At 32.1% G+C, this 15,040-nt stretch carries 15 protein-coding genes; 12 read left to right on the top strand and 3 right to left on the bottom strand.

Annotated elements, in window-relative coordinates; genetic code table 11:
* From SPD90_RS04465 to spoVAE, 9 genes are all read left to right on the top strand, one after another.
* A partial coding sequence (locus SPD90_RS04465) for a DEAD/DEAH box helicase (RefSeq protein ID WP_320924437.1) occupies positions 1 to 1,479 on the top strand: 1,479 nt, incomplete at its 5' end.
* A gap of 159 nt (positions 1,480 to 1,638) precedes the next feature.
* Positions 1,639 to 2,019: a folate family ECF transporter S component gene (locus SPD90_RS04460; protein WP_320924436.1), complete on the top strand. Its 381-nt coding sequence runs from the start codon at positions 1,639 to 1,641 to the stop codon at positions 2,017 to 2,019.
* A 257-nt stretch (positions 2,020 to 2,276) separates the two neighbouring features.
* Positions 2,277 to 4,271 carry a molybdopterin-dependent oxidoreductase gene (locus tag SPD90_RS04455; protein ID WP_320924435.1) on the top strand — a complete coding sequence of 665 codons (1,995 nt, stop codon included), beginning with the start codon at positions 2,277 to 2,279 and terminating at the stop codon, positions 4,269 to 4,271.
* Between the two features lie 224 nt (positions 4,272 to 4,495).
* The gene (spoIIAA, locus tag SPD90_RS04450; RefSeq protein ID WP_320624051.1) at positions 4,496 to 4,828 is read left to right on the top strand and encodes an anti-sigma F factor antagonist; all 333 of its coding nucleotides are present in this window, start codon (positions 4,496 to 4,498) and stop codon (positions 4,826 to 4,828) included.
* Positions 4,829 to 4,845: 17 nt separating this feature from the next.
* Positions 4,846 to 5,274, top strand: coding sequence for an anti-sigma F factor (gene spoIIAB / locus SPD90_RS04445; protein ID WP_320624050.1), 429 nt, complete (start codon positions 4,846 to 4,848; stop codon positions 5,272 to 5,274).
* Between the two features lie 28 nt (positions 5,275 to 5,302).
* Complete coding sequence (gene sigF, locus SPD90_RS04440; protein ID WP_320924434.1) at positions 5,303 to 6,070, top strand: RNA polymerase sporulation sigma factor SigF; 768 nt, start codon at positions 5,303 to 5,305, stop codon at positions 6,068 to 6,070.
* Positions 6,071 to 6,168: 98 nt separating this feature from the next.
* Positions 6,169 to 6,636: a stage V sporulation protein AC gene (gene spoVAC, locus SPD90_RS04435; protein WP_320626975.1), complete on the top strand. Its 468-nt coding sequence runs from the start codon at positions 6,169 to 6,171 to the stop codon at positions 6,634 to 6,636.
* A 30-nt stretch (positions 6,637 to 6,666) separates the two neighbouring features.
* Complete coding sequence (gene spoVAD / locus SPD90_RS04430; protein WP_320924433.1) at positions 6,667 to 7,680, top strand: stage V sporulation protein AD; 1,014 nt, start codon at positions 6,667 to 6,669, stop codon at positions 7,678 to 7,680.
* Between the two features lie 38 nt (positions 7,681 to 7,718).
* Positions 7,719 to 8,081: a stage V sporulation protein AE gene (spoVAE, locus tag SPD90_RS04425; protein ID WP_320626977.1), complete on the top strand. Its 363-nt coding sequence runs from the start codon at positions 7,719 to 7,721 to the stop codon at positions 8,079 to 8,081.
* 86 nt (positions 8,082 to 8,167) lie between these two features.
* On the opposite strand, the gene SPD90_RS04420 is transcribed toward spoVAE, so the two are convergent.
* The 3 genes from SPD90_RS04420 to SPD90_RS04410 all read right to left on the bottom strand — a co-directional run bounded on the left by SPD90_RS04420 (position 8,168) and on the right by SPD90_RS04410 (position 12,542).
* Positions 8,168 to 10,804, bottom strand: a complete 2,637-nt coding sequence (locus SPD90_RS04420; protein WP_320924432.1) for a transglycosylase domain-containing protein — start codon at positions 10,802 to 10,804, stop codon at positions 8,168 to 8,170.
* Between the two features lie 188 nt (positions 10,805 to 10,992).
* Positions 10,993 to 11,955 carry a SpoIVB peptidase S55 domain-containing protein gene (locus tag SPD90_RS04415; protein ID WP_320924431.1) on the bottom strand — a complete coding sequence of 321 codons (963 nt, stop codon included), beginning with the start codon at positions 11,953 to 11,955 and terminating at the stop codon, positions 10,993 to 10,995.
* Positions 11,956 to 12,146: 191 nt separating this feature from the next.
* The gene (locus SPD90_RS04410; protein ID WP_320623892.1) at positions 12,147 to 12,542 is read right to left on the bottom strand and encodes a hypothetical protein; all 396 of its coding nucleotides are present in this window, start codon (positions 12,540 to 12,542) and stop codon (positions 12,147 to 12,149) included.
* A gap of 73 nt (positions 12,543 to 12,615) precedes the next feature.
* Here SPD90_RS04410 and SPD90_RS04405 point away from each other — a divergent pair, with 73 nt between their 5' ends.
* From SPD90_RS04405 to SPD90_RS04395, 3 genes are all read left to right on the top strand, one after another.
* Positions 12,616 to 13,377, top strand: coding sequence for an N-acetylmuramoyl-L-alanine amidase family protein (locus SPD90_RS04405; RefSeq protein ID WP_320623891.1), 762 nt, complete (start codon positions 12,616 to 12,618; stop codon positions 13,375 to 13,377).
* Positions 13,378 to 13,386: 9 nt separating this feature from the next.
* Positions 13,387 to 14,109, top strand: coding sequence for a zinc dependent phospholipase C family protein (locus SPD90_RS04400; RefSeq protein WP_320924430.1), 723 nt, complete (start codon positions 13,387 to 13,389; stop codon positions 14,107 to 14,109).
* 43 nt (positions 14,110 to 14,152) lie between these two features.
* Positions 14,153 to 15,040, top strand: an 888-nt coding sequence (locus SPD90_RS04395) for an ATP-binding cassette domain-containing protein (protein WP_320924429.1), incomplete at its 3' end; no start/stop codon positions are given.

Below are 15,040 nucleotides of genomic sequence, written 5' to 3'. Positions count from 1 at the left end.
ACAGGTACAGGAAAGACTGCGGCATTTAGTATACCTATACTTGAGAAGGTAGATCCAAATAATAAACATCTACAAGCCATAGTATTATGCCCAACTAGAGAGCTTGCTATACAAGTTTCTAAGGAAATAAGAAAGCTTGGTAAGTTTAAGAGCGGAATTAAAACATTACCAGTTTACGGTGGACAACCAATAGACAGACAAATAAAAGCATTAAAGAGTGGAGTACAAGTAGTAATAGGAACTCCAGGACGTGTAATAGATCATATAAATAGAAAAACTTTAAAATTAAACGATGTAAAAATGGTAGTGCTTGATGAAGCGGACGAAATGTTAGATATGGGATTTAGGGAAGATATAGAGTTAATTTTAAATCAAACTCCAATCGAAAGACAAACTACTTTCTTCTCAGCTACAATGCCAAAGGAAATACTAGAATTAACTAAATTGTATCAACATGACCCAGAGTTAATTAGAGTAGTAAGAAAAGAGCTTACAGTTCCAAATATAAAACAATACTATATCGAAACAAGAAGAGCTAACAAGCTAGAAGTTTTATGCAGATTGATAGATGTTTATAATCCAAAGCTATCTGTAGTATTCTGTAACACTAAGAGAGGTTCAGATGAGCTAGTAAGTGAGCTTCAAGCAAGAGGATATTTTGCAGATGCGCTACACGGCGACCTTAAACAAACTCAAAGAGATATAGTGATGGATAAGTTTAGACAAGGTACTATTGATATATTAGTCGCTACAGATGTTGCAGCTAGAGGTATAGATGTTGATGATGTAGATATGGTATTTAACTACGATCTACCACAAGACGAAGAATACTATGTTCACAGAATCGGTAGAACAGGACGTGCTGGTAGAGAAGGTGTATCTTTCAGCTTCGTATATGGAAAAGAAATGAGAAAAATGAGAGATATAGAAAGATATACTAAATCTAAATTAGTAAAACACAGTATACCAACTATAGCAGATGTAGAAGAAAAGAAGGTCGCTGCATTCTTCAACCAAGTTAAAGACGTTTTAAAAGAAAGCAATTTAGCAAAACAAATTAACTGGGTAGAAGATTTATGTGAAGAAGAACAATTATCAACTTTAGAAGTAGCTGCTGCATTAGTTAAGTTATCTATGGGTGAAGAGTTAAAAGAAGAAATAATAGAGGAACCATCTAGAAGAGAAGCTAGAAAATCTAAAAAATCTAAAAAAGGTTCAACTGGCGCTGAACGTGGGATGGTTAGACTATTCATAAATGTTGGTAGAAACCAAAGAGTACAAGCTAAGGACATAGTTGGAGCTATAGCTGGAGAGGCTGGAATATCTGGCAAACTAGTCGGAACTATAGATATATACGATAAATACACATTTGTCGAAGTGCCTAAAGCAAATGCTAAAAAAGTTCTAGAAAAATTAAAAAATGTAAAAATAAAAGGAAATAGAATTAATATAGAAAAAGCAAATAAAAGAAATAAATAGATAATATAAATAAAGCCACTTAAAAAAATTGTTAGTTTTTATTCAATTAAAATTTAAGTGGCTTTTATATGTTTGTTTATTGTTAATTATGTGATATACTATGATTAGTAAGTATTACTTTTGCATAATTAGATTTCTAATTTTATGTATTATCATATTATGATGTATGGACCATTAAGTGCAGGTATAGCTTATGCAATAGGTGATATTTTAGGAATGATGATATTCCCAAGTGGTTCTTTTTTCCCAGGCTTTACACTTACAGCATTCTTAACAGGTGTAGCTTATGGCTTAGTTTTATATAAAAAACCTAAAACTTGGGGAAGAATAATATTAGCAGTATGTATAGTCTGTTTAGGAATAAATTTATGCTTAGATACAGTATGGCTTCATATTTTAATGGGTCAAGGATATCTTGCATTATTACCAACTCGTATACTAAAAGTTGCAGTTATGATACCAATACAAACTATACTTATAGGAATAGTTTGGAAGAAGATAGTTATAAAGATTGCTAAACCATCTGAAATAATAGCTTAACGATTGAAATAGAAGATTTAGTGGGATTTTATAATATTGAAATAAAAAAAGTTTATATGGGGTAGCATATAATTACGTAGCAGAAGTAGTCACTGCGAATTTAGAATAGGGTAAATTTGACTACAAAAATTCATACCAATACCAATAGCTAGTGATGGAAGTAAATAATCCATTATAGTAATTAAGTAACTAAAGGATAATATACAGTGCTTGTAAGTTTTTACAGGCACTTTTTATTTAAAGGAAGGGTGAATATTATGAAAATAGTTAAGCAGGCATGTACTCTAGATTGTCCAGATGCATGTAAATTTAACATATACGTTGAAAACGATAAAATTGTGAAAATAGAAGGAGAGAAGGAGCATCCTTATACTAAAGGGTTTATATGTAGTAAAGGGAGAGCTCACTTAGATAGAATTTATCATAAGGACAGAATTTATCAACCGATGCTAAAGGTAAATAGTCAGTGGAAGGAGATTTTGTTTGAGGAGGCTGTGGATATCATGGCAGAAAGGCTGAGCTATTACCGAGATAATTATTCACCTAAAAGTGTGATTAACTATGAACAGTACGGAAATGGAAGTCTATTGAAATCTATAAATAATATATTTTTTAATTTCTATGGTGGTTCTAGTATTCCAAAGGGAGGACCTTGCTGGAATGCGGGCATGAAGGCTACAAGATATGATTTTGGTAGGGCTTTGAGTAATTCTTTGGAGGATTTGTATAACAGCAAGAGCATAATTTTATGGGGAAAAAATCCTGCCAATACATCTATACATACATATCAGGTTTTGAAAAAAGCCAAAAAATTGGGGATAAAAATAATTGTAATTGATCCTTTATACACAGATACGGCTAAGATAGCAGATGAATTTATTCAGATAAATCCATCTAGTGATGGTGCACTTGCTATGGCGATGGCTAAAATAATTGTTCAAAATAATTGGCATGATTTGGATTATATTCAAAAATATACGTTTGGGTTTGAGCACTATATGGCGTATTTGGACAGACTTGATTTGGACTTTTTAGTTTCTGAATGTAATACTAATATAGAAACTGTCGAAAAAATAACTCGTATTTACTGCGAAAAATACTCTACAATATTAATTGGACATGGACTTCAAAGATACAAAAACGGCGGAAATACTATAAGAGCTATAAATGCACTTGCGGCTATAACTGGTCAAATAGGATTTTCTGGAGGCGGTGTTAACTATGCAAATAGTATTTATCCTCCAGTTTTAGATACTGATCCTTATAATAGCTATAGATATGCTGATAATAGGGAATTTTATGTTAGTCATATAAGTGACTTTATTGAAGCGCCAGAAAAATATTCTGTAGGAGATAAAGATAGTACTCCTATAAAGGCTATTGTAGTGACTACAAGTAATTTATTGAATCAATTACCTAATTTAAATAGATTGGAGGAGGCTTTTTCAAAAATTGAATTTAAGGTTTGCTTTGATTTATTTATGACGGATACTGCTGAGATGTGTGATTTATTTATACCTACGAGTACGACGCTCGAAAGTGAGGATTTGATTTTTTCATCTATGTGTAATCCATATCTGACTTACAATGAATGTGCAGTTGAGCCTAGACACAAGCTAATGGACGAATATTATTTCTTTATGGAAGTTGCTAGAAAAATGAATATAGAGAATTATCCATTTGTAACAAAACAGGAATATTTAAGCAAGGTAATAAAACCTCTTGATAAATATTATAAGGATATAGATTTGGAATTTGTTAAGAACAATTATGTAAATATGCAGCAAGATGTAGCATGGAAAGATAAAAAATTTGAAACTGTAACGAAGAAATATGAATTTTATAGCTTGGAGGCTTTGCACGATGGCGTTATTCCGATACCTGTTTATGATGCTAGAGACAACAAAGATATTTCTAAAAAATTTAGATTATTGACTATGCATCATAAGAATACAATATCGAGTGCTCATTTTATGGATGAAAAGGATATTTGTAATATTTACATCAACGATAAAGATGCTCAAGATATTAAAGTTCAGGAAAATGATATAGTTAGAGTAAAATCCCGCAATGGACAAATAAATGCACGTGTTAGTATCGATAAAACGATGTTATCCGGCGTAGTAAATATATACCAAGGCTGGTGGAAGAAGCATGGAAATCCAAACTATTTAATAGATAGTGGAATATCAGATTTTGGTGGACAGGTAGCTTATTACGATACGTTTGTAGAGATAGAAAAGGTTTTATAGAATTTTATGATTAGGTATAAATGAGTTTGAAATAAATTTATTTATACCTTGTTTTTTTATGTATATAAATACAAAAATAGGAAATAATCATAATAGTATTTTTTAGTTTTTAATTATAGCTTCCATAGACAGAATTAAACAAAACTAGCTAAATTTCATTGAAGGAATCAATTTGTAAAAAATAGAATTGATTATCAGTAAACTTCAAATGGGAGGGATGCAAAGTGATTAAATGTTATTTAGATGATAAGACATTATTAGTTCAGTTTACAACGACAGAGCTAGATCATCATGTATCTACTTATGTAAGAGAGAATGTAGATGAAATTATAATGAGGAAAAATATAAAAAATATTATATTTGATTTTCAAAACATAAGATTTATGGATTCTTCGGGAATAGGAGTTATTATAGGTCGATACAAGAAAATTGCCAATGGACATGGAAAGGTATCTGTAATAAATATGAATCCAAGAGTAGAGAAGGTTTTTAATTTATCGGGAATGGGAAAAATAATAAATGTATGTAAGTCATATGAAGATGCGATAAATTCTTAATAAGGGGGAACTGCATTATGAGTAATATTATGGAAGTAAAGTTTTCTGCAAAATCAGAGAATGAGAGCCTTGCAAGAGTAATAGTTGCATCTTTTGCAGCTAAATTAGATCCGACTATAGATGAATTATCCGACATAAAGACTGCTGTATCTGAGGCCGTAACTAACGCGATTATTCATGGATATGAAGAGGATGAGAGTCAATTTGTGTATTTAAGATGCGAGTTGATTGAAAATACTATAAAGATAGTTATTGAAGATTACGGTAAAGGAATTGAAGATGTAGAAGAAGCTAGACAGCCTATGTTCACATCTAAGCCAGAGCTAGAGCGATCTGGTATGGGATTTTCATTTATGGAGAGCTTTATGGATGATGTGCAAGTAGCATCGATAGTAGGAGAGGGAACTAAAGTTATAATGACAAAAACAATAGAAATACCTAAATAAATTCTAATATAGAATAGAGGTTTGATTTATGGGGATAACTGCTAAAAAGGAAGAAAAAAAGCATTTACTTAGCCATGAGGAGACTTTAGAATTAATTCAAAAGGCTCAAAAAGGAGATGAAGACGCTAAGGAATTGCTTATATCTAGCAACCTCGGGTTAGTCAGAAGTGTAGTTGGCAAATTTGCCAATATAGGCTATGAGAGAGAGGACTTGTTTCAGTTAGGATCTATAGGTTTGATTAAAGCTATATATAAATTTGATCTTAGTTACAATGTAAAATTTTCTACATATGCTGTACCTATGATATTAGGAGAAATAAAACGATATTTAAGAGATGACGGTATGGTAAAGGTATCTAGGTCACTTAAACAGCTTGCAATTAAAATTAAGGTGCAAGGAGAAGAATTGAGCAAAAAATTAGGTAGAGATCCCACTATAGAAGAAATAGCAGAAGAATTAAACGTCGAAAAAGAAGATGTAGTAATGGCTATAGAGTCTAATTTTTCAGTAGAATATTTACAAGGAGTTATACATGAAGAGGAAGGCTCACCTATATGCCTTATAGACAAAATAGCTATGAAAGGAGAGGATGAACAGGATAAGGTAGTAGACAATATACTTCTCAAGGAGGTATTAGGTAAATTAGAAAAAAGAGAACGACAAATTATTATGCTCAGATACTTTGAGGATAAAACGCAAAGCGAGATAGGAAAATTGCTAAATATATCTCAAGTCCAGGTATCTAGAATTGAAAAAAAGGTTTTACATAAATTAAAATCCTACATTACAATGTAGGATTTTTTGATTATATGTGAATTTTTTTTTGTTTTTTTCAAACAATAATACAGAGAAATCGATAATATTCATGGATTATTAAGAAAGGAATTGATTTTATGTCAGAACAGAAAAATTCAAACCAAAATGAAAAAAAATACAAGGATTATGTAGATGAGATAAGTCCAAAGCCCACTTATGTTAAGAATTATATACTTGCTTTTATTGTAGGAGGAATTATATGTATGATAGGTCAAGGTATTAACGATGCCTATATGAATATCGGTGGACTTAATAAACAAGATGCTGCTAGCTATACATCGATTACACTGATTTTCATAGGAGCATTTTTGACTGGGCTAGGAGTGTATGATTTGCTTGGAAAGAGGGCAGGCGCTGGTTCTATTATTCCTATAACTGGATTTGCAAATTCTATAGTATCTCCAGCCATGGAGTATAAGCGAGAAGGCTATGTTTTAGGAGTCGGTGCAAATTTATTCAAAATTGCTGGACCTGTTTTAGTTTATGGAGTAGGATCTTCCATTTTGTTTGGATTTATATACTACATATTTAAAGTAGGATTTTAGAGATAAACATTGTAAAAGGAGAAATAGCAAATGAGAAATAAACGTATAGGCAAACGAACTATGAAAATGGAAAGCACTCCAACTATTATTTCTACTGCATCTGTGGTAGGTCCTAAGGAGGGTCAGGGTCCGCTTAAGGATGAGTTTGACGTAATTTTACCTGATGATTTATATGGAGAGAAGACATGGGAATTAGCTGAGAGCAAGATGATTCAAACGGCTATGGAGCTCGCTGTACAAAAGGCTGAGAAGAAATTAAGCGATGTAGAAATTTTATTTGGTGGTGACTTGATAAATCAGATATTCCCTGCTTCATTTGCAGCTAGAGAACTAGCTATTCCTTTTTGTGGGATCTATGGAGCTTGCTCTACTATGGCGCTTGGCATGTGTTTGAGTTCTATAGTAGTGGATGGAGGATTTGCGGATTATGCTTTATGTGGGACATCTAGTCATTACTGTACTGCAGAGAGACAGTTTAGATTCCCTCTAGAACTAGGTAACCAAAAGCCTATGACAGCACAATGGACAGTTACAGGAGCAGGTAGTGTATTTATATCGAGCAGTGGTAATGGTCCTAAGATAAAATACATTACAATAGGAAAAGTAGTCGACAAGGGTATAGAAGACGGCAATAACATGGGTGCAGCTATGGCTCCTGCAGCTGTAGATACTATATACTCTTATTTTGAGGATACTAAGGACGACCCGAATTCATTTGATGTTATTGCAACTGGAGATTTAGGAAGTCTAGGCAAAAAAATTACAGAGGACTTATTGAGACAAAGAGGAATTGATATATCGGATGTTTATACAGATTGTGGCTTGGAAATTTTCGATTTAAAGGAGCAAGATGTACATTGTGGTGGCAGCGGATGTGGATGCTCTGCGACAGTATTTTCATCATATATTTATCCTAAATTACTGAGCAAACAATTTAAAAAGGTTATGCTAGTTTCAACGGGAGCACTGTTATCTCCTACAAGTACTTTGCAAAAACAAACTATACCATGTATTGCTCATGCTGTAGTGATTGAGAATCAATAAAATACAATTATTTAATAAAGTTATAGGATGTGATGTCGATGATTATGGATTATTTTAGAGTTTTTATTGTCGGAGGAGCTATATGCTTGATTGCACAGGTGTTGATGGATTATTTTAAGCTTCAAACTCCATATGTTATGGTAAGCTATGTTACTGCTGGAGTAATACTTACATTTTTAGGTATTTATCAAAAGATAGTAGATTTTGGAGCGGCAGGAGCTACAGTTCCTATTATAGGATTTGGATATTCTCTAGCAAAAGGAGTCATGGATGGGATAAAAACAGATGGATTTTTAGGAGTTTTAACTGGTGGAACAATAGCAACTGCTGGAGGGATTGCAGCAGCTATATTTTTCGGATATGTAATGTCAGTTATATTTAATCCAAAGGCAAAACCTTGATATAAGTCTTAATTTAAAAATAAATTGCAATAAAAAATGCCATGGAATTTAATTTAATCCATGGCATTTTGATTTTTCATATAATATTAAGGTGTAGTTGGCGTATCTGGTGTAGTTGGATTATCAGTAGTGCCGCCACCAGTTTCACCAGGGTTAGTAGTGCCACCACCAGTTTCGCCAGTACCAGGATCAGTAGTTCCACCAGTACCATTGTCAGTACCGCCACCAGTTTCGTCAGTACCATCATCAGTAGGTGGAGTGTCACCGTCACCAGCAGGAGTTTCATTAGGTGTTTGTTGAGTACCTGTATTGCTATTATTTTGTACAGGAACTTGGTAGCTACTTGTTCTAGTTGGAGAAGTTCCCTTTACAAATGCAGCTTTAGAGCCGTAAGTAGATATTCCACCATCTGTTAAATTGATTTTATAGAAGTTTATTCCATCTGGAGCTTCAAAATCAACTACTTCTAGATTTTCATGTATAGGTCTCATAACATTAGCCCATAATGAAGCTGCTATAGCACTAGATTCCTCAACAGAACGCATTTTTATTACATTTCCATCGGCATCCTTTCGTCCTGGATCATCGCCTATATAAGTAGCACCAACGTAATATGGAGTATATCCGACAAACCATACACAGTATTTGTTATTAGTAGTACCAGTTTTACCAGCTACAGGCATACTTCCTATAGATGCATTAGAACCAGTACCTTCTGTAACTACTGCTTTAAGCATATCTGTCATTACATAAGCCACTTCTTCATCGACAACTCTGTGTTCTTCAGGATTAGCTTTTACAATTAATTCACCACTATAAGTACTAACTGTAGTGAATACAGTAGGTTCTATATAGACACCACCATTAGCTAAAGCTGCATATGCTGCTGTCATTTCAAGCGGAGAAATACCATAAGCCATACCTCCTAATGTTAAAGAAGGGAATGTTCTATCAGTAGTAGAAGAATTATTTGTCTTACTATCTACAACAGAAGTTATACCAAAATTCTTAAGGTAATCTATCATTACATCTATACATTCATTGTAATCATCACCCAAGCTTTCAGCTACTTTTACGGCAACTGTATTAGAAGATTTAGCCATACCTAGACGTAAACTCATATTTCCAGCACCAGCAGTAGTTGTAGATGGATTCCATTTTTGGTTTTGAGTAAATTTATATCCACCTCTAGCATCACTAAATACTGATGATTGTGTCATTTCTAATGTATCTATAGCAGGTGTATAGATAGAAAGTGGTTTAATTGCAGAACCTGGTTGAGAAGGACTTGTTGCTCTATTTAAAGTTCTCTTACCTTTTACATTTCTACCACCGATTAGAGATTTAATTTGACCAGTATGATGGTCCATTATAACCATGGCAGATTGTGGCTGCATTATACCATTAGAATCAAGGCCAGAATTCACAGGGAAGTTAGAGCTATTATTGTATTGTGATTCAAGTTCAGCTTGCATATTGGAATCTATAGTAGTTTGAATTTGTAAACCACCATTGTAATATAAATTATTAGCTTCTTCTTGAGTATATCCTTGATCTTTTAATGCTTCTATAACTTCTTCATATACATAATCTTCAACTGTAGAAACTATAGTTTCGATAGATTTAGGTATTTCTATTTTAACATTTGCTACATCGGCATATGCTTGGTCGTATTCGCTTTGAGATATATACTCATTCTCTAGCATTTTATTAAGTACTGTTCTAGCTCTACCAACAGCATTTTCATTTAGTACAGCTTTTCTAACTACCATAGTACCTTTCTTTAATTGGCTATATGTATCGTAGTCAGTGATTAAGCCCCAAGAATATAATTTATCTATCATATTTAATTCTACTTGAGTAGGATCATCAAATCCATCGTTTGCAGTATGAGAATAAAATAATAATTTGTTTTCTAAATCGGATCTTTGTTCAGAACCATCTAACTTAACTTTAGTATAAGGTGCATATCTTGATGGGTTATTTGTTGCACCAACTAACATAGCTGCTTCAGGTAATGTAAGCTTTTCTGCTGCTTTATTGAAATAACCTTGTGAAGCGGCTTCAATTCCATAAAAACTATTACCTACATACATGTTGTTTAAGTATGTAAGCAAGATATCGTCTTTGCTTACAGTTTTACTCATTTCGTAAGCGTAGTAAATATCCTTTATTTTACGAGTTAGAGTTTGATCTTGAGAGGTTAAAAGTAATTTTGAGACCTGCATAGGTATTGTACTACCACCTTGCTTTTTACCAAGGACGGTTTTTACAACAGATCTAAATAGACCTTTTATATCGACACCATTATGTTCATAAAATCTGGCATCCTCAATCGATATAAGGGCTTCTTTAACAGTTTTATTATTTAACTTCTTAAGAGGTTCCTTTTTATCCCCTGTTTCAGCTTCAGCTAAAGTACTACCATCTGCGTATTTTAACACAGTTTTGCTGTAAGTTTTTTGATCAAGTACGCTTTTAGTAACTACTTGAGTATCTCTTAGAGATGAGAAAACTAGCGCTGAACCAACAGCAACACCTACTACTAGCATAAATAAAATTAGTACACCAAAAATTTTAATTTTGCTTCTTTTTCTATGTTTTTTAGGTTTTGATGAAACTTTTTTATAATCGTTTTTCGGTGTATTTTTAGTTACATCAGCTTTAGAAGAAGTAACTTTTCTTCTTCTAATTTTATTTTTATCGTCATTATCTCTGCTCATTATATACCTCCTTACTTAATGCATTATTATAACATATTTTAAGTGCTTTTTATAGTTAATAAAAATTTGTAAGAAATATGTTAAGAATACCTCCCCTTATTATATAATTATATCCTTAAAATACCAAATTCAACAAGGATAATAAAATAATCTCTGAAATATACAGAGATTATTTTTAGCTATTTTCGCTATAACATCCATTTTATATAAACACCGTATCCCATTTCAGGATTATTTTCTAAGGCATGAGATATAGCTCCTATTATTTTATTATTTTGGACAATTGGCGTACCACTCATACCTTGTACAATTCCTCCAGTTTCCTTTAATAGATTTTTATCAGTAATTTTTATTTTAAATGTTTTTGGTGCTGGAGAATGCTGGTTTTCAATTTTTAATATTTCAATGTCGTATTTGACACATTTATTTTGTGTGTTTTGCAGTATTATCTGAGCTTTTCCTAGCTTTACTTCATCTAAATCAGCGACTTTATATTTGTGTTCATGTGAGAAATCGATATTTTTAGTGAAGCCTTTTATACCGTATTGCGTGTTTTTATTAAAATCACCGATAATATAATTTTTATTCGCACTTATACATCCCACACTTCCTCGAGACGATTTTTCTATGTCTAGATTTGTGGTTGTAGATATTATGCCATGTTTAATCGGTATTTGCTTTGAATTACCTATGTTTATAGAGTGACCTACAGCTCCAAATTCGTTGTTTTCAGGATTTATATATGTTAAAGTCGCAAACCCTGAAATTGCGTTATTGAAGTTAATTTTTTTCAATGCTTCCTTGTTGCAAATTACATTTTTTATTTGATTTCCTCTTTTGATTTTAATTTTAAAATTATCACTAGATGAAGAAAAAAACACATCTGATAGTTCATAGAAATCTTTTATTGGAACTTCTTGTGCTTCTAGGATTAAATCGCCACTTTTTAATGGACAACCTTTAATTTCATTTCTTACAATTAAATTTTCTAGCTCTCCATCTATTTGTATTATTTTTCCAATTGGTATTAAATATTTTTCATTATTTTTTTCTATAGAATATGCATAATTTACACTATTCATGAAAAAATATAGTAAAAAGGTAGTACAAATTAAAAATAAATTTTTGTAGTTAAACCATTTTGTTTTCAAACTCGTAAACACCTTCTTTCTTTAGTTTTGTTGGTGCTTTAATATTATATTTTGCAAAAGTTATTTTTTAATGCCTGGAAATCAACTTCAAGGCAACCGTAGATTTCATAAATAAACAGAGCATAAATATAAGTTATTGAAATAAACTAAAACAAAAATAAAAAGAAATAAAATTTTAAATATCTTTGATTTTATTTCTTTTTAATCTTTCTTTTAACTATTTTTTTTGAACATCTTTTTCGTTTTTGCGAGTCTGATTTGTTATCAGGTGATGTGACTGCGACATCTGGCACAGGAGGGACGAATACCTCTTCTTCTTCAGTATTGCAGTTTTGAACTGTTGCAATCAATGCAAGTTCGTCTGATAAAACAGCGAAAAACGTAGAGAGTATATTTAAATCGGTTTGTGATAATTCTTCTCCCAAGGCAATTGCTAGAGTAGAAGCTAGAACTATGTAATCAGTAGATGAGAAGTAGCATAATTTTGATTGTGTTTGCTCATTTTTATTATTGCTTTGACAATTTGTATTGTCGGTTTGAGATTGCTGGTTATTTTCTACATTGCAATTTCTTCTTTTATTTTTCAAGAGTTATCACCTCTATAAATATATATGAAAAATAAAATAGTTAGATGAAAATTAAAATATCGAGGAGAGTAAAATGAAAAAATATAAATTTTTAATTGCCATTATATTTATAGCTGGAATTATAGTTATTACAAAATCGAACCAAGCTAAAGATTTAGCCCAATTTGTTTCAAATTTAAATATAGTGACTACAAATCAAAATGAAAAATACACTATATGCATAGACCCAGGTCACCAATTAAAAGGCGATTCAAATACAGAGCAAATAGCACCAGATTCGGGCTCGTATAAAATCAGGGTATCGTCTGGAACATCAGGAGTAGCCACTAAAAAACCAGAATACGAATTAAATTTAGAGGCATCTTTAAAGCTAAAGCATATATTAGAAAGTAGAGGATATAAAGTTTTGATGACTAGGGAGAGTCATGATGTGAATATCAGCAACAAGGAGAGAGCAATATTTGCCAATCAAAATAACGCCGATATGGTGGTTAGAATTCATGCAGATGGTTCTAATGATTCAGGAATTACAGGGGCTTGTATTTTGATACCTTCGAAAGACGGTCAGTACACTTCATCGATTTTCGATGATAGCTCTGAATGTGCCAAATATGTAAATCAAAATATGCAAAATAAAGGATTTAAAGTAAATGGAATATTTGAGAGAAGTGACTTGACGGGGTTTAACTGGTCTAAGGTTCCTGTTGTTTTAGTAGAAATGGGATTTATGAGCAATTACACCGAAGATCAAAACATGGCTAGTCCACAATACCAAGAAAAAATGATGAAATGTATTGCAGATGGACTAGATCAATATTTCAAAAATAAAAAATAAGGTGATATCATGACAAAAATATTGGGGAAAAGTAATAGAACTTTAGAGAAAACATTTAATATTATAGGACCGATTAAAAATAAATTTTCAAAGCCAGATTGCAGGGTTCATGTATTTATACAAGAAAATGCTATGAATAGTCTATGGTTTAATGAATATTATGAGGTCTATAAATTTTTTGATAAATATAGAGAAATAATAAATCGAGGAATAATATGGGCAGATCAAGACTTAAAGTCATATTGCCATTTTTTTAATGCAGAGACTGATAAGGGGCTTCCAGGTATGGAGGACAATGCACTTACCTTAGCTAAAAAATACTACAAATACTCGATAGCTTATTTTAATGAAAATAATATAGAGCAAGCTATGTTCTATTTAGGAGCAGTTTGTCACTTGATACAAGATGTAAATGTGCCACAGCATGCAATGGGATACCTTCTAAACAACCATATGCAGTTTGAGGGATATGTAAAACAAAACTACTTAAAGATAAATAGATTTAAAACATGCGATGAGCCGATTTTTTTCGATGATATAGAGAGCTATATAAAGTACAATTCTTTAACCGCTATTAAGACTGATCACATGTATAAAAATATAAGAAACTTGAACATAAAATTTTATTTAATCGCGGAAAAATCCTTGAAACTTTCGCAAAGAACGACAGCTGGGTTTATGATTTTGTATTTTAAAAATACATATATGCAAAACTTCAAAAATCAAATATAATAGTATAGATGTGAACAAATAAAATTTTATGAGAGGTGGATAGATGCTAGTAGTAGAAAATGTTAGTCATGGTTTCGGAGCGAGAACAATACTAGAAAATGTCTCTTTTAGACTTAAAAAGGGAGAGCATATAGCACTTGTAGGTGCCAACGGAGAAGGAAAATCTAGTTTCTTAAATATAATAACAAAAAAATTAATGCCAGATGCAGGTAATATAAAATGGTCATCAAGAGCGACAGTAGGATATTTAGATCAACATGCAGTTTTACAAAAAGGTATGACTATAAAGGATGTATTGAGAGATGCCTTTAAGCATATGTTTGATTTAGAACAAGAAATGCTAAAGATGTACGATCAAATGGGTGATGCCGATGAGGATCAAATGAGCAAGCTTCTTGAAGAAACTGCAGAGATACAAACAATACTTGAAAACAGCGGATTTTATATTATAGATGCCAAAATCCAAGAGGTAGCAAATGGTTTAGGATTAGGAGAAATAGGGCTTGATAGAGATGTAACTGATTTAAGTGGTGGTCAAAGAACAAAGGTACTTCTTACTAAATTATTATTAGAAAGTCCAACAATACTAATACTTGACGAACCTACAAACTACTTAGACGAGGAGCATATAGTATGGCTTACAAGATATTTACAAGAATACGAAAACAGCTTTATTCTTGTATCACATGATGTTGATTTTATAAACAATACATGTAACGTAATCTACCATATAGAAAATGCTACTCTTACAAGATACAAAGGAAATTACGACGAATTTGTAAGACTTAGAGATATCAAGAAGAGACAAGAAGAAAGTGCTTACGAAAAACAAGTTGAAGAGAGAAAGAAGCTTGAAGATTTCGTCGCTAGAAATAAAGCTAGAGTTGCGACTAGAGGTATGGCAAATTCAAGACAAAAAATACTTGATAAG

The sequence above is a fragment of the Intestinibacter sp. genome, from assembly GCF_034113885.1.
Classification (GTDB): domain Bacteria; phylum Bacillota; class Clostridia; order Peptostreptococcales; family Peptostreptococcaceae; genus Intestinibacter.
The sequence above is the reverse complement of the archived record's forward strand: the minus strand, read 5'-3'. Positions and strand labels throughout refer to the sequence as shown.